A 20,060-nucleotide genomic window follows, 5' to 3' on the forward strand; every position below is an offset into this window, starting at 1 on the left:
GACAATACCATTGTAGATTTTAGATTTGGCAATCCGGCAATCGGGCTAGGAGAATATTTGTTTAATTTTTATCCACTGCGATCGCAATTTCCTAAATTTAGACTTGAATTACATAATTTTTTGATTGAATTTTTTGATTGATAGATCGACCGCAGATGTAGGGCAGATTAACACAGAGTAACGCAGATAATTTCAAGAAGAGTCAATATATTTGATTGATCGCTTATAATTTAACAGGCTTGCAGTCAGCGGGTCTTAAAACAAATGGCACGGATACCTACATTAACATTCGATCGCGGAACTCTATTGCTGCACCCGCCGCCCAAAGGCAGAGACTGGGTGGACTTTGCGACATGGGACGATCGCGTGGAAAAATTCCGCATTCGGGCGATTCACTACCGCCCGCTGGTAGAATCCCTCCAAGCCGAGTGCATTCACTTCACCGACGAAGCTAGGGGATACGAACTACTCGAACTCGTACCCAGCGTGGAAATGCAGCCTTATCCACATCAAGAAGAAGCCCTCCTAGCTTGGCAGGAAGCAGGAAGCCAAGGAGTAGTCGTCCTCCCTACCGCTTCCGGCAAAACTTATCTGGCACAATTAGCCATGCAAGTTACTGGTCGCAGTACATTAATTGTAGTACCAACTCTCGATTTAATGCACCAGTGGTACGCTAATTTAAAAGCAGCTTTTCCCGACATCGAAATCGGATTGTTGGGCGGAGGTTCGCGGGACAAAACGCCAATTTTAGTGGCAACCTACGACAGTGCAAGTATTCATGCAGAAACCTTGGGCAGTAAATACGGCTTGCTGGTTTTTGACGAATGCCACCATTTGCCAACGGATTTTTATCGAGTAATTTCCGAATATGCGATCGCGCCTTTTCGACTCGGACTGACAGCCACACCCGATCGCACCGACGGCCGCCACAGCGATTTGCATTTTCTCATCGGCCCGACAGTATTTAGCAAAAGGCCCGAAGATTTGGCAGGCGATGCTTTAGCCGACCATAAAATAGTTCAAATTATGGTAAAACTGTCACAAGAAGAAGCATCTCGCTACGCCGAATTAATCAACATTCGCAACGACTTCTTAAAACAGTCTAACATCAGAATATCCAGCCTGGATGGTTGGAAACAGTTTATCATGGCAAGCGCGCGATCGCCCTTGGGACGCCGCGCGATGCTAGCCCACCGCCAAGCCAAAGAAATCGCCCTTTGTACCGAAGGAAAACTGCGAATCTTAGCCAAACTACTAGCAGAACACTCTCCCCAGCGCACCCTAATTTTCACAGGTGACAACGCCACAGTTTACCGAATTTCCCAAGAATTTCTCATCCCCACAATTACCCACCAAACCCCAGTCAAAGAACGCCACGAAATCCTCGATCGATTCCGCAGCGGCGAATACAAAACCCTCGTCGCCTCCCACGTTCTCAACGAAGGAGTGGACGTTCCCGACGCCAGAATTGCTATCATATTGTCAGGAACAGGCAGCGAACGCGAATACATTCAGCGATTGGGTCGAGTTCTCCGCAAAAGCAGCGATGTAAATAAGTTAGCAATTCTCTACGAAGTCGTCACCGAAGACACCAGCGAAGAAAGAACTTCTCAGCGTCGCCGAGGAGGAATACAGCCTCACAAACCCCAACCACAAACACAAATAGAACCGCCAAAGCCAGAATATCAGAAGTTAGAAACTGTCAAACCGACACCCATTTACGGAGTCAACCGAGAGACAACCAAAAAAGCAGCAGAATCACCCGCCAAATGGGGAGAAGACAATGATGAAATTCCCTGGTAGTAAGCCTAAATAAGTTAGTTGTGGGATGTGTAGTCTTAGCGAAAAGATGGCTATATAATTAAATCACTCCTAGGTCTATTTAAAAACTACCATCTACAATCGATTTACGGAGTCAACCGAGAGGCGACTAAAAAGCAGCATAATCACAGCAAAGTGGGTAAAAAATGATGATTTCAAGGAACCTTGAAGGTTGCCTAATTAGTGTATAATCTCAATATTGACTAATTCATAGTACCGGAAAATGCTCGATATCACACAAATAAGTAACTTTAAAGTCTTCCCCCAACATACAGGAGTTTGGGAGGGAACTTGGACAATCCTTAATGCTGATTTCCAAGAAACCCAGCGTTTTACAGCAGTATTAACCCAGAAAATTGTTGATAACCAGTGGAGGCAAACTAACGTTCAAACTTATGCCAATGGCAAGAGTGAAACACAAAATTTTGTGGGTCATGTTGTCGGTGAAGGGCAAGTAGAAATTGAAAGTAATGACTCTATCTTTTCTAGCTACAAGACACTAGCCACAGAAGTTGGAGATAATTTAATCGTTTTTCAAATATGGGACAAAGCAACTGGCATTCTCAGGGCTGTAGAAACCATAAATCTTGTCAGTTGCGATCGGCGAATTCGGACTACCCAAAGCTTGACAGAAGAGGGAAAACTCAGGGGAGTTATGGTGATTATTGAACGAAGAATTGAGTAAAAGTTTTCACTGCTTATGTTACCAACTGATTTATTAAGTCACCGCCAAAACGGGGAATCAATCATCCCGCTACGCCTAAAGATAGATGCTAAAAACATAGAAGTAGCTACGGAAATGATTGATTGCTTTCAAAGTGCGATCGGCAAAACCCAAGGCGAACTCGACGGAAGGTTGCTAGAATTAGAAGGCGACAGCCCGGATTATCGGCTGAAAAGGGGATTAGCGCACCTGCTGAAAAGCGGTTTCTCCACCTTGGAAGTCATCAGTCCCCTAGAACCCTCAGAGTTGAGACAGCGGGTTTTTGCATTGTCCGCGCGATCGACTCCCAGCCCTCAATCCACCCAATTAACCCTGGAAAAAGTAGCAATTGAACTCAGCCAAGAGTTAAACAGAGAAGTTTTGCCTCACGAAATCACTACAGGTTTATACGCCGATTTAAACGAAAACAAAATCCTCACTGAGTTTAATCCGCCAACACCCGAAAACTTGCTTCACAAATACAATCTTTCTCAAGTTCAAGGCATATTTTACCGAGCAAGTCAAGTCAAATTAACCGCCCACCGCAACGATCCGGGAGAATATAAACTCTTATTTCGCTATCTGAAACTATTTCAATTAATGACTTACATCGAAGGCGATGCAGACCACGGTTTTACACTGACAATAGACGGCCCTACAAGCTTATTCAAACCCAGTACCCGCTACGGCTTAGCCCTGGCGAAAATGCTGCCCGCACTGCTGCACGTCACCAAATGGAGTATGCACTCGACACTGCACACAAAAGATCCTTTTAGTGGCGTTTTGAAAATAGGTAAATTCACCCTAAATTCCGACTGTGGTTTAGTCAGCCACTATCCCCCTGGCAAGCCGTATGATAGTATGTTAGAAGCCGCATTTGCTGAGAGATGGAGTTCCACAAAAACCGAGTGGCAACTAGAGCGAGAAGTTGATTTAATTCCGATTCCAGGTAGCGTGATGATACCCGACTTTCGGTTAGTGCATCCCGACGGGCGAGTGTTTTTATTAGAAATAGTTGGCTATTGGCGGCCGGAGTATTTGCAAAAGAAATTTGCACAAGTACAGAAGTCTGAATGCGATAACTTGATTTTAGCTATTTCCGAACGGCTGAATTTAGAAAAAGCCGGGGTGAATGTAAATGATGTGCCAGCAAAAGTAGTTTGGTTTAAAGATAAATTGCTGCCCAAATCAGTCCTGGAAGTCCTCGAATAATAACCAATCCGGGCATCAGTTGCAAACTTCTTTCTTTCTTTCTTTGTTTCTTTCTCTCTGCGCCCTCTGCGCCCTCTGCGGTTCAAAAAAATCCTCCTCAAAAAACATCGCACATTCCCAGCTATACTAAAATGGGAATTCACCCAAATCCTTGCCACCGCATAGTCTCACCCTAAAATCGATTGAAAAATGCCAGACACAAGTATTGTCGAAAGAATCAAAAAGCTGTTAGCCCTCGCCACCTCATCAAATGAAAACGAATCGACTGCTGCGGCAGAAAAAGCTTCCCTTTTACTGGCACAGTACAATCTCAGCCTCGCGGATTTAGGGCCAAATCACCAAGAAGAGATTGACGAAAACTCAGTTGAAACAACATCCAAATTTGTCACTTGGAAAATGATGCTGCTTTCGGGAATTGCTGACGCTAACGGTTGCAATGCCATGCGAAATACTTATAATGGCAGTATGTTTTTGGTGGGAACTTCTACAAACCTGATTGTTTGTAAACATCTGTACGAGTATTTAAGTTCTGCAATTGAAAAAAGGGCTAAATACCGCAAAGGAAACGGCAGGGGGTTGGCGTATCTGAATGCTTTTCGGGTTGGATGCGCGACAAGGTTGAGACAAAGATTGTTGGAACAAAAACAGGAGATGGAAGAGTCGGGGATTCCGGGTTCGGGGGATGTGGCGGCGACTCCAGGGATTGTAGTGCGATCGATGTTTGAGAAAAATCAACAGGCGATCGCGGATTATCTAGAGGGCCGAGGGGTTAAAATTAGAACGAGAACAGATTCTCAAGTCAGCAGCGCGGCGGGTTTTAATTCGGGGTATGAAGTGGGCGACAAAATTAGTTTGCACAAGCAAGTGCAGCCGCAAGAGGATATGAAACAACTTAATGAATGTCTTTGAGTGATCGATAGTAATTGATGGATAATCAAAACAGGGGTAAACTTAAAGCAAATTACAAATTAGGTCGGATTATTGCGATTCTTCCGATTCATCCCGGACTCTGAAATAGTAAAACAGATTAGCAACAGCCAAATCAGACGCTTTTTCCAAGTTCGACGATACTAAACTTTTATGACCCGCTATTTCCCCTTGCTCAATGATATAATCTTCGTACTCTTGACGCTGCTGCGGATCGAGCATTAATTCCAGTTGAGTGCGAAGAGAATAAAAATGAGACTTAGGTCTCAACTTTTCATAAAATAACTGTTCATCCGGTATCGCTAAAGCTGTTGTGGCTGAATTTTTATCCCCCATAACAGCTAAGTCTGATTTACTAAAATCAGCACTCTCTAACTGCTTTAACTCACTTTGCGACAAAGATTTTATCCAGTCAATCTGATTTTGCCAATTGTCTAATGCGGCTAAATCGTGATTGTGAATTCGCGTGATTTCTGGGAAGAGAAAATCTAGTTCGTCGTCAGAGTCGCAGCCAGCAATTACTGTTAACCCATCTTGACGGATTTGTTGTTGAAGCTGAGAAAGCCGATCGCCCGCAGCACCAAATTCATTTTGCACCTGATACGTGCCGATAATACTTTGCTCGATCGCCCAACTGCACTCTAACCGGCGCAACTGTCCCGCCGCACAAGTTTCTTCTAATAACTGCGGATTTTTGTAGTCTGCTAAAGCCTGAAACAACATCCCCCGCGCTGCATCAATTTCAGCATTGCGGCGGTTGATATCTTGCAGTTGCAAAGCCGATCGCATTCGTTGAATTGCTTGATTAAATAACCCGTAAGCCCGCACTAAGACTAGGCGATGGTTCTCAAATTTTATATCTGCAACCACTTCGGAAATTAATTGCTTAATTTCCGCGCCTTGACCTTTCAAAAGTTGTTCTAAATTGATGAAACCATTTTCTACTTTAACTTCCAGCCTCTCTACCGCTTTTTTTAGTTTCAATGTCTGGTGCAAATTCACCGCTGACAAGGCTACCCCAGCCACAGTTCCCACACCAATGACGGCTGTTGTCGCTTGCAGCACGCCCAAACTCGCTTGGACGGCTTGAAAGCCCATGTGCATTTGTTGCATCTGCAAGCCTTGCATCGCAAACTGCAACGGCGAGACTAACGGCGATAGCGGGCTGTTGTTGAGGGCCGCGCCCACGGCATGGGCGACGAACTGTCCCGTCGCTTCATCTCTGGCCATGCCGATCGGCACTCCAGCAGATGTAAACACTTGTGCGTACTTACCAGCCTCGATCGCAGCCTGTACCGCTGCAGGAAATACAAAGTTCATCATCAATTTTTACCGTGTTACCAATCCACAGAATAACTAATATATTATGATAGTTTCAATAAAAAAAATTCTCTAAAGGCGCGGCAAATGGACACTTCGCTAATTAGTCCGCAAACGGTTGAGCTTATTTCCCGACTGACAGGGCAAAACCTACGAAAAGAGGATATTACTCCGCCCGTGCTTTTTCTGGCGGGATTGGTCACGGTATTGCTGGGAGTCATTCATGCCGACGGTACGGTAAGTGCTGAGGAAACGCAGCGATTGCGGACAACTTTTACGGAACTTATTCCTGCTAACAACAATTTGCGCCCATTGGTAATGCCGATGGTTAAGAGCGTGCGGGAACAGCAAGTTTACAAGAAATTGACGGCGTTGCTGGCGCTGACAGCGTGTTTTTCTGAGGAGGAAAAACTGCTGCTGATTAGTTTTGGGTATCAAATGTCGGCGGCAGATGGGACAATAGATAAACGCGAAAAAGAGTATTTGACGATCATCGCCAACAAACTCGGAATTGAGGGGCGATTTTTGACTGTTTTAGAAGCGAGTTTTAGCAGTCAAGCAATAAGCGATACAGCAGCTTTAGCAGAAGTTCACTCGTTACTCGATCCAGCACGATTTCAATCTATCGATGCTTTGTTTGTCCGTGCTGCCAGCCACATTATCGAACATTTACCAGCAAAGCCGAAACAGCAAAACGATCGCAAGCATTCAGTATCGTCATATCAGCAGTTGAAAAAGTTTCAGGAGTATAGACAACAACTGGATGCGGTTTGCGGAAAACTCGGCTTAACTCTGCTAGATGGAAGCGATCATAACGTCCTATCTCCTAATTTAATAGAAGAATTAACAAAGATATCTCGTAAATTACAATCTCAGCGGTTTCGCGTTGCTGTTGTCGGCGAGTTCAGCAAAGGCAAATCAACTTTACTCAATGCTTTGCTGGGCGAGGAAATTCAACCCGTGCGGGATATTCCCTGTAGCGGTACGGTAACGGTTTTGAAATACGGGCCGCAGCAGCGGGTTATCTGCAAATATAAAGATGGACGCGAGGAGGAGATTTCACCGGAAGAATATCAGGATAAAGCTGCAATTTCTGAGGAAGCAGCTTTAGGTTCTTTTGGGGATGAACTTATCAATTCAGAACTCCAAGAAATCATTTTCGAGCATCCGAATCTCGAATTGTGCTGCAATGGTGTAGAAATTATTGATACTCCCGGATTGAACGAACAAGCGGAACGCACGTTAGTCACCGAACAGGTTCTCAAAACAACTGATGCGGTGATTTTTTTGACTCACGCTCAAAATGCTTTGACAGAGAAAGAGCGACAACTTCTTTTGTATTTGAAAAAAGAGTTGAATCCCGGTAAAGATCATGAAGCTGCGACGAATATTTTTGTCTTAGTTAATTTTGCCGATTTGCTGCGTCGGGAAGAAAGACGCAAGCAGGTAAGACAAAGGGTAGAAACGATTGTTAAGAGTCAAAATACGATCGCTGGCGAAAACCGGATTCATTTTATTTCGGCTCAATCTGCGCTTGAGGCAATTTTGGACGGGACGGAAAATGAGTATGTGAAATCTTTTCAGGATTTTACCAAATATCTGGAACAGTTTTTGACAGTTGAACGGGGGGCGCTCGCACTTAACCAATCCGCCGCCGGAATTAAGGAAATTATTAATACTGGCTGCGATAAATTGAGTCAATTTAGGGAAATGTTAGAAGGAAAATTGACAGTTTCTCCAGGAGATAAACTGAAAATATTTGAACTGATGGCGGAAGCAAGCGGCCGCGATGTGAAAATCAAACTTTTAGCGGATCAACTGAGGGAGCAATCTGTAGAAGAAGTTGTTGAATCTTGGAATGAATGGGTGGAAGGATTGGGAGAACGCCTGATTGCTAAAAGCGATTGCTGGACTTCCGAACATAACCATATATGGAGTCAAAACGAGCTGACAAAAGATTATTCCGACCAATTTATGCGAGATATTACCCAAGAAATAGAAGATGGGGCTACTCAAAAAGTACAGTCTATTTTACAAGGAAATATAGGATGTTTAAACAGCCAAATCAATGAAGACATTGATGCGATTCGGCAGGAGTTTCAAAAGTTCGACAAGCAACTCAGCACTAGCCTTCTTGCTCAATTCAATAAGTTAGCAATAGCACGTAATCTGGGTGGAATTGGTATCGGTGGAAGCGGGATAGCTGAATCAATTGACGATATTGGCGACGGCGGATTCATCGGCGGTTTGGGAATTGGTGCTGTCGCGGCTGCTGTGTTAATCGCTCTTCCACTTGGTATTATTCCAGTAATTTTAGGGACAATAGTTGCGGGGATTGGTGGCGGTTTTGGCTTGAGTTTCTTAGATGGCGATGCAGTTAAAGCTCAAATAAAGCAAAAAGTTTGTGAGTTAGGGTTTAATAAGTTCGATGAATCTTCACAGTCTATTTTGGATAAGATAGACGAAAGAATTATTGCAGTATTTGAAGAAAGAGTTGAGACGAGTAGCGGTGCGATCGCACAAGCAATCTCTCTGTGGGAAAATTTATTGGAACAGCAGGAAAAGTGCGATCGAGAGCGAGCAGAATGCGAAGCCCAAAAAGTTTGGCTGGCTGACAAACGTCGGGAACTCGAACAAGTACAAAATCAAATTCAAACAATCTTAAATCAAAGCGATCGCTAATTCAATGAGTAACGGGTAAGCGCAAAAAAACCATAGTACCTTGTGAATACTATGGTTTTTTTGGCAATGACCTACTTATGAGTGCAATTTCTATGCCAAAACGGGCACGGGCTGCGGCCAACGTCCCATGACTTTACCAATCACCGCCAATTCTTCCATCAACTTGTCGAACTGATCCGGTGTTAAAGATTGCGGCCCGTCAGACAAAGCTTTTTTCGGATTCGGGTGCACTTCAATCATCAGCGAATCAGTACCAGAGGCGATCGAAGCAAAGGCCATTGACGGTACAAACTGCGCCCAACCGGTGCCGTGACTGGGGTCAACCATAATCGGTAAGTGAGTCAGAGTCCGCAATACTGGCACCGCCGACAAATCCAGCGTATTGCGTGTATATTGCCTGTCATACCCGCGAATTCCGCGCTCGCACAAAATCACGTTCGGATTGCCAGAAGCCATGATATACTCAGCAGCCATCAACCATTCTTCAATGGTGGCGGAGATGCCGCGCTTCAGCAAAACAGGTTTGTCTTGAGCTCCGACTTTCTTCAACAGTGAGAAATTCTGCATATTTCTCGCCCCGACTTGGATTACATCGGCTACTTCCACGATCGCACTTAAGTCCGCCGCATCCATAACTTCCGTGATAATTCCCAAACCGCTAGCTTCCCGGGCCGCAGCTAGCAATCCCAAAGCACTCTCGCCGTGGCCTTGGAAAGCATAAGGGGAAGTTCTCGGTTTGTAGGCGCCACCACGGAGAAAATGAGCTCCAGCAGCTTTGACGCGCATTGCCGTTTCGACAATCATTTCTTCGTTTTCGACCGAGCAAGGGCCTGCTACGATCGCGATCGGGTGATGCAAGCCGATCGTTACAGTTCCTAAAGGAGTAGCAACCGCTACTTCGCTGGCTTCTCCTTGGCGGTACTCCAGGGAAGCGCGTTTGTAGGGTTTTTCGACGCGCAGCACTTCTTCAATCCAGGTGCTCATTTCGCGCAGTTGCATCGGTTCGAGCTCAACGGTGTCGCCCACCAAACCCATGACGGTTTTGTAACGGCCGACAATTTTTTCTGGTATCAAACCCCAGCTAGTGCGGAGCTCTTCGTCGACGCGATCGATCTCGGCTTCTGGAGTGCCGGCTTTCATTACAATAATCATATTTTTTTTGCCTTTTCTGTTGGGCTAGAAACGAATTATGACACGGAGGGAATGGGAAAAATCCCGTTTTTACCTAAGCCTCGATCCCCCTAAATCCCCCTTAAGAAGGGGGACTTTGAGCCAGTTCTTGTCCCCCCCTTCTTAAGAGGGGCTAGGGGGGATCTGGGGCTAATCGTCAAACAGAATTCTCTGACTGGGTTTAACCTTAAGTTGATACTGATGACTAATGACTAATGACTGCTAACTAATGACTAACTTTTTGGCTTTGCGGCGCGCCACGCTTCTCGCATCCGTCCAAAATTGGTATTAAATTCTTCCCACCCCAGAGTGCTTCCTGAAACTTCTTCATCCCAGGAAGCCGAGAGGACTCCGTAGCTTAATCCCAGAACGCCTAGACCAAAACAGCCCATGCTTACCAGCAATACTGCTGTGTTGGGCAGATCGAACAAGCCGTTGGTGACTACCAAATAGCTGACAAAAAATGTGGAAATTCCCAGGATTGTCGGTATGCCGCAGAAGACCGCTATGCGAGATATCATGCGTTGGCTGACTACTTCTGGGATGGATTGCGCCTGTTTTCCGGTTTTGTTAGCTTTCGGCTGCTTGTCGGCAGAATCCGACTCTAAGGCTATGCTTGCTTGGGGTTCTGGGGGCTTTTTAGGCGTTTTTTTACGATTTGTTGCCGGTTCAAAGGGCAAGCGCTTGCGGGGTGGTTCGGAGGACATATTTTATCTCTGACCTGAAATCTCGAACATTTTTCAATAAGTCTTGGTGTTTGTCCAAGATTAAAGAATATTGTCGCAAATTTTGGCTTTGGTGTTTAGCCGCGAATCCCGAGACGGGCAATCAATGCTTTGTAGCGATCGACATTTTCCCTTTGGATGTATGCCAGCAGGCGCTTGCGGCGGCTGATCATCATCATCAAACCGCGCCGGGAGGCGAAGTCTTTTTGGTTGATTTTCAGGTGGGCGCTGAGTTTTGTGATGCGATCGGTCAGCATGGCGACTTGGACATCTGCTGAACCGGTATCGGTTTCATGGGTTTGGAAGTCGCCCATGATTTCTTGTTTGCGCTGTTGTGTAAGAGCCATGAATTGATTTTAGTTTTTTTTGTACGATTGTCACAATCTCCAATGTTATCACAGGGGAAGCATAATAACGATAAAATTTTTGCCAGGGATGGGTTTGTTGACCCGACCGAATTTTGGTTTTTATTCCCGGTTTTTGGATGTTGTAGGGGATTATCGGCTCAAATAGGCGATCGCCTCACGTATCCAATCATCCGCGTTACCTTTGGCGGACAAAGTGCTGTCTTGACTGAGGGTTTGCAGCGCTTGCAAGACTTCAGCCGCAGTGTATCCCATCGCCAGCAGGATCATCTCGACTTCTTCTTGAATAGCTGGGGGGACTCCGGCGGCGACTGAAGTTGTCAAACCAGCTTGCTGTCGCCATTCCGAGAGTTTGCTTTTGAGTTCCAGGGCGAGACGTTCTGCGGTTTTTGTTCCCACGCCCGGAGTTTTGGCGAGGATACGGGTGTTACCGCCGACGATCGCCTGGACTAAATCTTGCAATCCTAAAGTATCGAGAAGTGCGATCGCTAGTTGAGCACCGACACCGCTGACACTCGTCAACTGCCGAAACAAATCGCGTTCGGCCGCGCTGCCAAAACCGTACAATACGATTTGGTCTTCTTTAACTTGCTGGTGGGTAAAAATTTGGGCGACTTCGCCGGAGGCTGGCAATTGACCGGTCACGCGGGGCAAAATTTGGATTTCATAGCCGATTTGATTGACTTCGAGAGTCAATATGACGCGGTTGCTGCCTTTGGCGATATCGGCTACTGTGCCTTTGAGATAGCTAATCATAGAGTTAATAATACACCGCTATGGGCTTTCATCAAAGTCGGCGATGATATTGCGGATTTCGTTGAGGCTAATATCTGTTCGATTCCCTTCGGGATAGCTTCGCTTCACGGATTTTGAGTAAATGGTTAACAAAAGATACGATCGACGCTGATTCTACTCGATCGATAATGCGATATGCTGCACTTTTCCCTTTTTGGTTATGCTGTTTTGCACCCGGACTTTTAAGATGATATAATCATCGGCCATTCCGGAAATGCGATCGCCAATAAAATTGCCAGCCTGTATTTGTTCAATTACGGGCTGGACATCATTGCGGATACTGCGATATCTTTTCGCGAGGGCATACAAATTTGCTTCAAAGTCATCCGCAAATCCGATCGTGATTGCTTCGGCTTCATTCGGCATCGATTCTCTCCCACAGTTCAGAGATTGGTCGAGTTTGTCCGGCTTTGGCTTGCTGCAACGCTCTTCTGAGACTAGCTTTTACTTCTTCAACTCGAGTATCGTCGGGGTCGTATTCAGCTTCATTTCTAGGTTCCTGAAACAGGACGATAATTCTCACGGGACCCGGAGTGTCTAGTATTAAAGGTCGATCGAGAATTAATTGACCTTTTTCGTCGATCGTTCCTGTGACTTCAAAGGCTTTCCTGTGTTTTACCTAATTTTTTTTGAATTAATACTATCATTATATAATGCACCCCGCTCCATTTTCTTGTTGTCAATTCAAAATAAGCTGCTGTTTGACCCAAGACAAATCCGTCTTACCAAAATTCACAACCAAAGCCACATTGAAATTTTCCAACGATTTGACAAACCACATAATTTCATTAGAAGTTTTACCTTCATAGTGATTAAACAAAATAGAAAATCGCTTTTCCAACTCTGGTTTGACTTTTCCCGAAAGCAGTACAATTTTCAGCAGTAAACCCATTGTCCTGCTGGCGCCAAGATTGTACACCAAGTCGTAAAAAACGTAGTGGCTGGGATGTTGAGAATTTTCCACTACTAAGAAGTTGAACAACTGGTGGCAAGTCCGAACTAACAATAAATTATTGAATTTCACCGAATCATTTTCTCGCAATGTATTTTTGATTTGTTTGTACAAACGGTCATTAAATTGACGCCCGCCGTATTCTGGCTCGATCGACGATATTAAATATTCATATAAATTTACTTTAAATGAGGCGTAAGATGGAGTTTGTCTGGAATCTCTCAGGAAAAATTGAGCCGCTTCTTTGTAGCTGCGATCGCCTGCTACTTTTCCAGCAAATTCCCTGACCGCTAAGTGCAGTTCTGCATCGTTCAAAAGTGTGGGATTAGCTGCCCGCTCCACAATTCCTATTTCTGTATTTCTCGGCTCAACCAAATAATTTAAATATTGAGACAAATGGGTTTCAAATTGTCGCTGTCTTTGAAATGCCAGTTTTTGAATGGTTTGTTGGTCTTCCTCAATGCTGCCCTTGCTCAGTAGAGAATAGCCGTACAAATAAGGATACCGACAGATCAATTCGCCCAAAGGAGAATCTGTATCTTGTGTCTGCGGTTCCGCCTCTCTATCTAAGGCTTTTACTAAGCGCTCTATGGTCTGAAATTCTTCACTTTTAGTAAAGAAAGCTATTTGTTCTTGCAAGCGCTTGACTATGTAAAATTCCGTCCCAAATCGGGGAGAAGCCTGCTTGAATAAAGCTACCAACTTGGCGATCGCGAACTGGTTGTGTGATTGCAATTGCCAGCGGTTGATCGGGATGTAGCAGCAGCGGTGGAGGATATATTTAAAGTGCTGATCCAATCGCTTGACGGAGACTATACTGTACAAAGTTGCTTCAATCTCTCGATCGGGATAGCCCATGCCGTCGATAAATAGCTTTCGGAACCGCTCGATCACCTGTGCGGGGGATTCTGTTTCCACGCAGGAGACGATGTGATCGTACAATCTCTGTTCGTTGCTGCCAGTTGGAACACTATCTGAGGGCGGGGTGAGGATGCTGCTGTCTGCATCTGTGTCTACGCTGCTGTCTGCAACTGGTGCGACAACCACTGTCGGTTTTTCCTCAAAAGTTCGATCGGGATTCAAGAACCAATAGTGTTCTTGGCTTAATTGTTTGTTCGCAGCCCAATCCAAAGCTGACTGCAAACTTTCTCCTGTCAATAACAGCGATTCATCTTCGCGGTCTGAAGCCAGCCATGCTGCTAGCGCGGAGTGGTATGGAGCCAATTTTCCCAGCTCTTTTTCCACCCAGAATCTATTAAAAACTGACTGATAAATTAGGTTAGAAACTATTAATTTACCGTGAGACTTAACCACCAGTCCTGACAGTTGCAATTCAATTTTTTCGGGAGAGTAATCTGCTGGTACTCCCTGCGATTCCCCCGGTTTCGTTGCCTTGAGCGGTTGCAAAGCTTGCTGGTACAGCGTTAACAGCCGCGTGAGGTCGCAGTGGCTATGGAAAATGCGATCGCGAATTGGTATTAAATGTTGGGGTTCGTCTTCTTCTTCCCAATTTTTAATAATTCTGTGTTTGACCAGTTTTTCAACCTGATGAGCTTCGGCATTTCTGCCAATAAAAGGTCCGTATTCAAGTACCAAGTGGCAAATTTTTTGAGTTAAAAACGGTTGACCACCCGTCCAAGCTAATATTTCTTGGAGCACTTTTTGGGGGCGAAAAGCTTTGAGAGCCAATCCTTTTGCTAGCGGCAAACTTTCGTGCAGTTGGAATCGACTTAAATGAATCTGCCGTCCAATATTAAAAGGGTTGCATCTTGGATCTCGGATCAATTCTGAGGGGGCTGCTACTCCCATGACAGCAAAAGTCAGGCGATCGTATTCCGGTTGCTCTGCCCGCTTGGAGTAACAAGCTCGGATCAAGGCAAAAAAATCGCTGGTATTGAAATTTAGGCTGCTGATGCTGTCAATGTCATCTATGAAAATTACCAGATTTTGCTGAAGTGACTTGAGCAAAACTTTTTCGAGAAATATCTCCAATCGCTGCACCGGCGATAGGAGTTCGCGATCGTTCCACCACTTGATGGCATCAAACCTGTTTGTGATGTGTAAACTGCTTGCCATGCGGTACATGATTGCGCCATACCACTTTTGGGGGGAGATATCAGGGCTGCTGATGCTTCTCAAGTTGACGGCGGCAAAAACTGTACCTTCGGCTTGCAATCTTTTGGCCGTTTGCACTAGCAGGCTGGACTTTCCCATTTGCGGCGCACTCAACACGTAGCAGAAATCTCCGGCTTTGAGTCCTTCGTAGAGCTCGCTGTCGGCCGATCGCCTGACATAGGTGGGCGCACCGGCAGGCAAATATCCTCCGACTTGATAGTGGTACGTTGAGTTGAGTTCTGCTGTCATCTGGGAATTCATCAAGATTTTACACCCCTATGCTGTGCGATCGAAAGGTTACAAATTGGAAGTATTGCCCGCTTATAGGATTTTAGATTTTAGATTTTAGATTGGGGAATGACTTATTCAATAAGAGTTGGGAGTTTGCCTGTTGCATTTGCATTGTTTTTTTTGAATCGGCCTTACTACGGTGGAAAATTTTTGTTCCTCTTTCTCTATTGTCTACTAGCTCAGCTTTTTCCTTGTCAATCTTTACCGTATCTTTGCAAGCGTTTGTCCCAAATCCTACGATCGGCTGAATCCTACCTCGACCCTTGATTTTTTACACTCGTTCACATAATTAGATGAATTTTCACTCTCCTCGGATTGAAAACGCTCAAACGCCCTTTTTTTCACATTTTTTTACAATAATACTTTAAATTTCACCCGGTGGTATGATGTGGGCAGGGAAACTCCTAACCAGAGCTCCGTCAACCTTCTGCCTTCAAATCCGCTTGCCGGATGCCGGAGAAAAACGCGCTCGCAATGGCTGCCAATAAAAAACCCCAGCGTTTTGCTGAGGACTGCTTGAGTGGGAGATATCGTTAATCTGCGTTTTTTTAGTTGACTTAGATTGCATGGAATTCCATGCTGCTGACATTCCCCGGGCTTTCGCGTTCGGGGATTCCTAAGAACAAACTTTTCAGGATGCATCCACAAAAAGTTTAATTCTTAAAGGCTTTGTCAGTACCAGGCTAACCACTTACTCAACTATAAAAGTTAAGTCGGTGGCTAATTGTAGAAGATGCGCCCTGATGGCTTAACTACCCGATGGATTAGCACCCTGATGGCATAACTCCCTGATGGATCGACGCCCTGATGGCTTTCGCTCCACTACCCAAAAAATTCGGGTTGATGGATGATCGTGGACATTAGTAACACGTCACTTCCGGCGTTTCCGATCGCAAGCGGGTGTGCCTGTCTGAATTGATTATGGCAGGCAGATTTATCAGAAGACAAGTGGGCTATTGCATCAACCCATTTCTGACAGATCGGGTTAGCCAAAAAGTGTCAATCTACGCAAATCAGGGTCATCGAACATGAAAAACAGCATCTTAGTATTAGGGGTAATTGCCTCGGCTGGCTTCGGCTTTTTCCAGGCAGGCAGCACCAGCGCTTTAGCGATCGCCCCACAACATTCATCAGCCAGCAGTTTGACGGCTTGGGAGAGTCGTCCCGACTTTAACTACACTGGAACGAATGAGGATGGGGAGCAAGAAGAGGTAAAAACGCGTAAAGGCAGGAAATAGGCGCTATTGTGTCGTTCGCTCTGATGCGGTTGTGGTTGTAGTTGTGGTGCTTGTTGTCCCAACCGCCTCTGATCGAGGTAGTTAAAACTCGATCCCAAGATCGGTCTACCTAATCCCAGGGGTGGGGATCGGTTTCAGAGAACGGTGGATGGGAAAATAAATAGGTAAGGCGAGTCTGTCGGTGGAGTTTCCCCGCCTATCAACTTCCTTACCTTCTGATGTTCGGGATTTGGATCTGGCACAATCGTATTTCATCTCGTAAAAACCCAATGGAAAATACTCTCGAAACTACCCGCAGACAGCGCGTATTGACAAGAACCCAGGAACGGCGTCAGGCAACACCCAAAGAAAAACAGTTAATTCATCTGCTAGCCAATATGGCTTGCAGTTTGATTAAATACGACTACAAACACGCAGCGGGCAAGGGTACTCTCCCGCCTTCGGAAAGCAAGCGTTTAGCGGAATGGCACTACCTGCGAGTTCAGCAAATTCGCCGGATCGAACGCTCATTGGAACCCGTAGCGACCCTCAAGCGCGTGTACTACAAGAGCATCCTCAGTCCGAGAGATCTGAAGTCTTTGAAACTTCTGTGGCTGGAGGAGGACAAAAACCGTGTCAAACGGGTCGATCCTGAGTTGGACGACATCCTTAGCGAAGCTTTGGATCGGGGAGATACTTTAAAACAGCTATTTCATTCGATCGAAGTCAAAGAACGCACCTTTTCTGCAACTCCTCGCCCCGGCGCCGTGCCGCTGTGGGTCAAAGAGTGGGAAGACTCTGAATATGACATAAACTTTTTTCCGCCTTCGTTCTCTGCATGGGTTTCGATCGTGGACGACTAGGTTCAAGAAAAACTCTTTGACATGGCATCAATCGTAAAATTCAGATGGTAGACGGATTTGCTATTGCTGCCATTGGTGAAGAGGGTGGGGGCGTGAGGCAAAACTAGGTGGCGTTGCGCGCAGGCATGCGAGTACAGAGAAGTGAATCGGAGTCAGTACCATTGTACAATGGGGGAAAACCAGGGCTTCAGCTAATCGCTGATAGCTGATAGCTGATAGCTGATAGTTTCTCATGACTGACTCGATTTCTACTTCTCCTCTAGACTCGGCGGCCGATACAGCCGAACTCCGCTCTCAGTTGAGGTCGGGTTCGGAAAAAACTCAACTGCAACTGCTACAACAACAAATAGCAGATTCCGGTTGGGATGTATTGATGGAATTTTTATTAGAGCGCAAGTCAGAGGAACCGACTGCGGTAATGGGTAAGGCTTACCAAATTCTTTACAGTGCTAATTCTCCGAGAGCGGCGGAGTTTTTGCAAGCGAATTTTCCGACTGGGGTTGTGCCGCTGCGATCGGACTCTAACGTTGATTACACTCCGCTGCAACAATTATTGGCGTTACAGGAATTTCAAGAAGCCGATCGCTTGACTTTAGACAAGCTTTGTGAATTGGCGGGTGATACAGCTTCCGTGAGAAAGTGGCTGTATTTTACGCAAGTTGAGAGTTTGCCCGTGGCGGATTTGCAAACAATTAATACCCTGTGGAAAGTTCATTCCGAAGGCAAATTTGGATTTTCAGTGCAGCGGGAAATTTGGCTAAGTTCTGGCAAGAATTGGGATAAATTGTGGCCGATAATTGGCTGGAAGAAGGGGAATAATTGGACGCGGTATCCGCAAGAGTTTATTTGGGATTTGAGCGCGCCGAGAGGGCATTTGCCGCTGTCGAATCAGTTGCGGGGAGTACAGCCTTTTGCAGCTTTGATGGCTCACCCTGCCTGGTTGAAGTGAATGGTTTTGGGGCTTTTGGAGAATGTGGGGCGGGCTGGATGTTCTGCCCGCAATTTGTTGGTGTGGGTTCTGACGGTAACACCCGTGAGAACATAGATAGGGCTTGCTGAGGCGTTGCACAATTAAAGGATGATATTGAGGTTATATCAGGTTCGGGTAATTACTTATAATACTTGAAGGCGGACGCTCGAACTTGAAGGCGGGCGCTCGAACTTGAAGGCAGGCGCTCAAACTTGAAGGCGGGCGTGAAACCGCAGAGCGACGAGCTGCTCCCGGTGAGCACCTCGAACTCAAGTAATTGTTAACGGTCGGCGAGTACGAGGCCACCAATGAAACCCACATTCCGCAGGCTTTCAGGGGTAGGTTTTTAATTATGACACCGGATTGGATAGTATAGAAACAGTGAGTTTTACACAGCTCCGGAGCTATTCTCAACCTGAGCCAACCCCATGAGTACACCAAAGAGTTTAAAAAATTGGGTGGGATTTGTCGCCCGGAAACTTCCTCATTTAAGCAAGCCGCAAGCAAAAGTTCTAGCTATGTGGAGCTTTGGTATGGCAATGGTGCAATCTTGTGGCCTAACTACTGTAGCCGCTTTTTTGGCGAATTTGTTAGAGACAAAAGAGAACACTATGCGGCAGCGATTGAGAGAATGGTATTGGGGAAAAAAAGATAAAACGGGAAAATGTCGCCAAGAATTGGACGTTACACAAAGCTTTGTCCCTCTGTTGCAGTGGATTTTAAGCCTGTGGCAAGACACTGAGAATAAGCAGCTTTTCTTGGCGATGGATGCAACCACATTGGGGCAACGGTTCACCGTTTTGGCCAAAGCGTGTTTTGTATCGAGGTTGTGCGATTCCGGTAGCTTGGAAAATTGTGGAAGCTACTGCTAAAGGGGCTTGGCAGCCTTACTGGCTGCAATTATTGGACGTTTTTATGGGTTGTATTCCCTCAAATTGGAAAGTCATTGTAGCGGCTGACCGGGGACTCTATGCTGACTGGTTATAGGACAAAATTGTCTTATTAGGATGGCATCCTTATTTACGAGTGAATCTAGGCGGTCAATTTCGTCCCGAAGGCCAATCGGATTTTCTTCCTTTAAAAACAGCCGCTCCCGAGCCGGGAAGTCAGCCTTGGTGTAAGCGTGTGACTTGCTTCAAAAACAATCCGATTAAATGTACCTTAATAGCCCGTTGGGATGTCGGTTATGCTGACCCCTGGTTGATTGTGACGGATTTGCCTCCTGAGATGGCTACAAGTTGTTGGTATCGAATGCGAGCTTGGATTGAGTGTGGTTTTAAAGATACTAAACGCGGTGGTTGGCAATGGCATCAGACGAAAATGACTGACCCAGCTCGCGCTGAGCGGTTGTGGTTAGCGATTGCTGTAGCTACTCTCTGGTTAGTCAGTGTTGGGGGCGAAGTTGACAGCAATTTGCCTAAAAATGATTTGCAGTCTTTGTCGCCTCACCATGTAGCTAGATTGCCAACCGCCACGCCAAAAACTTCCCCCCGTCTTTTAAGTTGCTTCCGGCGCGGTTTTTTAGTGATTTTAGTGGCTTTGCTGTTGGGAAAACCTTTACCGATTGGTAGCTTTATTCCTGAACCTTGGCCAAGCCGTTCCCACTTTTCTACGGCTTGAATTTTAAAAACCTACCCCTGAAAGCATTCCGCAGGTAGATCAGGAAAGGAGATAATATCCCTCTTCTGTCACTCTAGGCAGAAGAAAATAAGAATTCCCTCTCATTCATCAAGTAAGAGAAGGGATTTGGGTAAAAATTCATGTTAGCTCTTAATCGAGCCAAACCTGTAGATAATTGTGGAATCGGAAAAACTCTTAGCCACTGTTGTATCAAGTTAAAGCTAATTAAAGGTTACAGCATTAATCTCAAGTTATTGAGATGGCTTTTCCAACTGTTTTTCTCATCCCAGTCTTGATGTTGCTCAAAGCGGT

18 protein-coding genes are annotated in these 20,060 nt (G+C 45.6%); 10 read left to right on the top strand and 8 right to left on the bottom strand.

From position 1 onward, the window contains the following. The first annotated feature begins 264 nt into the window (after positions 1-264). The 4 genes from QUA53_RS13610 to QUA53_RS13625 all read left to right on the top strand — a co-directional run bounded on the left by QUA53_RS13610 (position 265) and on the right by QUA53_RS13625 (position 4,645). Complete coding sequence (locus QUA53_RS13610; protein ID WP_333097335.1) at positions 265-1,803, top strand: DEAD/DEAH box helicase family protein; 1,539 nt, start codon at positions 265-267, stop codon at positions 1,801-1,803. A 241-nt stretch (positions 1,804-2,044) separates the two neighbouring features. Further along, complete coding sequence (locus tag QUA53_RS13615) at positions 2,045-2,506, top strand: DUF3598 family protein (RefSeq protein WP_333097334.1); 462 nt, start codon at positions 2,045-2,047, stop codon at positions 2,504-2,506. 15 nt (positions 2,507-2,521) lie between these two features. Further along, positions 2,522-3,736: a DUF790 family protein gene (locus tag QUA53_RS13620; RefSeq protein WP_333097332.1), complete on the top strand. Its 1,215-nt coding sequence runs from the start codon at positions 2,522-2,524 to the stop codon at positions 3,734-3,736. A 189-nt stretch (positions 3,737-3,925) separates the two neighbouring features. Beyond that, complete coding sequence (locus QUA53_RS13625) at positions 3,926-4,645, top strand: DUF2786 domain-containing protein (protein ID WP_333097331.1); 720 nt, start codon at positions 3,926-3,928, stop codon at positions 4,643-4,645. Positions 4,646-4,714: 69 nt separating this feature from the next. Here QUA53_RS13625 and QUA53_RS13630 read toward each other — a convergent pair whose 3' ends face one another. Continuing rightward, the gene (locus QUA53_RS13630; RefSeq protein WP_333097329.1) at positions 4,715-5,986 is read right to left on the bottom strand and encodes a hypothetical protein; all 1,272 of its coding nucleotides are present in this window, start codon (positions 5,984-5,986) and stop codon (positions 4,715-4,717) included. Positions 5,987-6,070: 84 nt separating this feature from the next. Between QUA53_RS13630 and QUA53_RS13635 the strand changes: the two genes are divergently transcribed. Further along, positions 6,071-8,665 carry a dynamin family protein gene (locus QUA53_RS13635; RefSeq protein WP_333097327.1) on the top strand — a complete coding sequence of 865 codons (2,595 nt, stop codon included), beginning with the start codon at positions 6,071-6,073 and terminating at the stop codon, positions 8,663-8,665. Between the two features lie 90 nt (positions 8,666-8,755). Here the strand turns inward: QUA53_RS13635 and aroF are convergent, their stop codons facing one another. The 7 genes from aroF to QUA53_RS13670 form a co-directional block, all read right to left on the bottom strand. Further along, on the bottom strand, positions 8,756-9,817 hold the full coding sequence (gene aroF / locus QUA53_RS13640) for a 3-deoxy-7-phosphoheptulonate synthase (protein ID WP_333097325.1): 1,062 nt from the start codon (positions 9,815-9,817) through the stop codon (positions 8,756-8,758). A 251-nt stretch (positions 9,818-10,068) separates the two neighbouring features. Further along, complete coding sequence (locus QUA53_RS13645) at positions 10,069-10,542, bottom strand: PAM68 family protein (protein ID WP_333097324.1); 474 nt, start codon at positions 10,540-10,542, stop codon at positions 10,069-10,071. Between the two features lie 95 nt (positions 10,543-10,637). Beyond that, positions 10,638-10,907 (bottom strand): 30S ribosomal protein S15, encoded by a 270-nt coding sequence (rpsO, locus tag QUA53_RS13650; RefSeq protein ID WP_190661928.1) that lies wholly within the window; start codon positions 10,905-10,907, stop codon positions 10,638-10,640. A 150-nt stretch (positions 10,908-11,057) separates the two neighbouring features. Then, positions 11,058-11,681, bottom strand: coding sequence for a Holliday junction branch migration protein RuvA (gene ruvA / locus QUA53_RS13655; RefSeq protein ID WP_015174486.1), 624 nt, complete (start codon positions 11,679-11,681; stop codon positions 11,058-11,060). A gap of 153 nt (positions 11,682-11,834) precedes the next feature. Then, positions 11,835-12,086: a hypothetical protein gene (locus tag QUA53_RS13660; RefSeq protein WP_333097323.1), complete on the bottom strand. Its 252-nt coding sequence runs from the start codon at positions 12,084-12,086 to the stop codon at positions 11,835-11,837. Next, positions 12,076-12,303, bottom strand: coding sequence for a type II toxin-antitoxin system RelN family antitoxin (locus QUA53_RS13665; protein ID WP_445305236.1), 228 nt, complete (start codon positions 12,301-12,303; stop codon positions 12,076-12,078). The genes QUA53_RS13660 and QUA53_RS13665 overlap by 11 nt, the downstream gene beginning before the upstream one ends. Before the next feature lie 96 nt (positions 12,304-12,399). After that, positions 12,400-15,036, bottom strand: a complete 2,637-nt coding sequence (locus tag QUA53_RS13670; RefSeq protein WP_333248902.1) for an AAA-like domain-containing protein — start codon at positions 15,034-15,036, stop codon at positions 12,400-12,402. 1,070 nt (positions 15,037-16,106) lie between these two features. Between QUA53_RS13670 and QUA53_RS13675 the strand changes: the two genes are divergently transcribed. The 5 genes from QUA53_RS13675 to QUA53_RS13695 all read left to right on the top strand — a co-directional run bounded on the left by QUA53_RS13675 (position 16,107) and on the right by QUA53_RS13695 (position 19,748). Next, positions 16,107-16,316: a hypothetical protein gene (locus QUA53_RS13675; RefSeq protein ID WP_333066317.1), complete on the top strand. Its 210-nt coding sequence runs from the start codon at positions 16,107-16,109 to the stop codon at positions 16,314-16,316. A gap of 269 nt (positions 16,317-16,585) precedes the next feature. Beyond that, positions 16,586-17,158, top strand: a complete 573-nt coding sequence (locus QUA53_RS13680) for a hypothetical protein (protein WP_333066315.1) — start codon at positions 16,586-16,588, stop codon at positions 17,156-17,158. A gap of 232 nt (positions 17,159-17,390) precedes the next feature. Next, complete coding sequence (locus tag QUA53_RS13685) at positions 17,391-18,107, top strand: GUN4 N-terminal ARM-like repeat domain-containing protein (protein ID WP_333097319.1); 717 nt, start codon at positions 17,391-17,393, stop codon at positions 18,105-18,107. Between the two features lie 789 nt (positions 18,108-18,896). After that, a complete protein-coding gene (locus tag QUA53_RS13690; RefSeq protein WP_333220986.1) occupies positions 18,897-19,115 on the top strand; it encodes a hypothetical protein in 219 nt (72 codons plus the stop codon). Between the two features lie 138 nt (positions 19,116-19,253). Next, the gene (locus tag QUA53_RS13695) at positions 19,254-19,748 is read left to right on the top strand and encodes a hypothetical protein (protein WP_333097315.1); all 495 of its coding nucleotides are present in this window, start codon (positions 19,254-19,256) and stop codon (positions 19,746-19,748) included. Positions 19,749-20,060: the final 312 nt, after the last annotated feature.

The organism is Microcoleus sp. Pol12B3 (genome assembly GCF_036701355.1).
GTDB lineage: Bacteria > Cyanobacteriota > Cyanobacteriia > Cyanobacteriales > Microcoleaceae > Microcoleus.

What these genes read in the sequence shown, in the direction of transcription:
- QUA53_RS13660 (WP_333097323.1), bottom strand. Translation starts at nt 12,086, where the DNA reads ATGCCGAATGAAGCCGAAGCAATCACGATCGGATTTGCGGATGACTTT.
- aroF (WP_333097325.1), bottom strand. Translation starts at nt 9,817, where the DNA reads ATGATTATTGTAATGAAAGCCGGCACTCCAGAAGCCGAGATCGATCGC.
- QUA53_RS13635 (WP_333097327.1), top strand. Translation starts at nt 6,071, where the DNA reads ATGGACACTTCGCTAATTAGTCCGCAAACGGTTGAGCTTATTTCCCGA.
- QUA53_RS13645 (WP_333097324.1), bottom strand. Translation starts at nt 10,542, where the DNA reads ATGTCCTCCGAACCACCCCGCAAGCGCTTGCCCTTTGAACCGGCAACA.
- QUA53_RS13630 (WP_333097329.1), bottom strand. Translation starts at nt 5,986, where the DNA reads ATGATGAACTTTGTATTTCCTGCAGCGGTACAGGCTGCGATCGAGGCT.
- rpsO (WP_190661928.1), bottom strand. Translation starts at nt 10,907, where the DNA reads ATGGCTCTTACACAACAGCGCAAACAAGAAATCATGGGCGACTTCCAA.
- QUA53_RS13675 (WP_333066317.1), top strand. Translation starts at nt 16,107, where the DNA reads ATGAAAAACAGCATCTTAGTATTAGGGGTAATTGCCTCGGCTGGCTTC.
- QUA53_RS13670 (WP_333248902.1), bottom strand. Translation starts at nt 15,036, where the DNA reads ATGACAGCAGAACTCAACTCAACGTACCACTATCAAGTCGGAGGATAT.
- QUA53_RS13625 (WP_333097331.1), top strand. Translation starts at nt 3,926, where the DNA reads ATGCCAGACACAAGTATTGTCGAAAGAATCAAAAAGCTGTTAGCCCTC.
- QUA53_RS13615 (WP_333097334.1), top strand. Translation starts at nt 2,045, where the DNA reads ATGCTCGATATCACACAAATAAGTAACTTTAAAGTCTTCCCCCAACAT.
- QUA53_RS13610 (WP_333097335.1), top strand. Translation starts at nt 265, where the DNA reads ATGGCACGGATACCTACATTAACATTCGATCGCGGAACTCTATTGCTG.
- QUA53_RS13620 (WP_333097332.1), top strand. Translation starts at nt 2,522, where the DNA reads ATGTTACCAACTGATTTATTAAGTCACCGCCAAAACGGGGAATCAATC.
- ruvA (WP_015174486.1), bottom strand. Translation starts at nt 11,681, where the DNA reads ATGATTAGCTATCTCAAAGGCACAGTAGCCGATATCGCCAAAGGCAGC.
- QUA53_RS13680 (WP_333066315.1), top strand. Translation starts at nt 16,586, where the DNA reads ATGGAAAATACTCTCGAAACTACCCGCAGACAGCGCGTATTGACAAGA.
- QUA53_RS13685 (WP_333097319.1), top strand. Translation starts at nt 17,391, where the DNA reads ATGACTGACTCGATTTCTACTTCTCCTCTAGACTCGGCGGCCGATACA.
- QUA53_RS13690 (WP_333220986.1), top strand. Translation starts at nt 18,897, where the DNA reads ATGCAACCACATTGGGGCAACGGTTCACCGTTTTGGCCAAAGCGTGTT.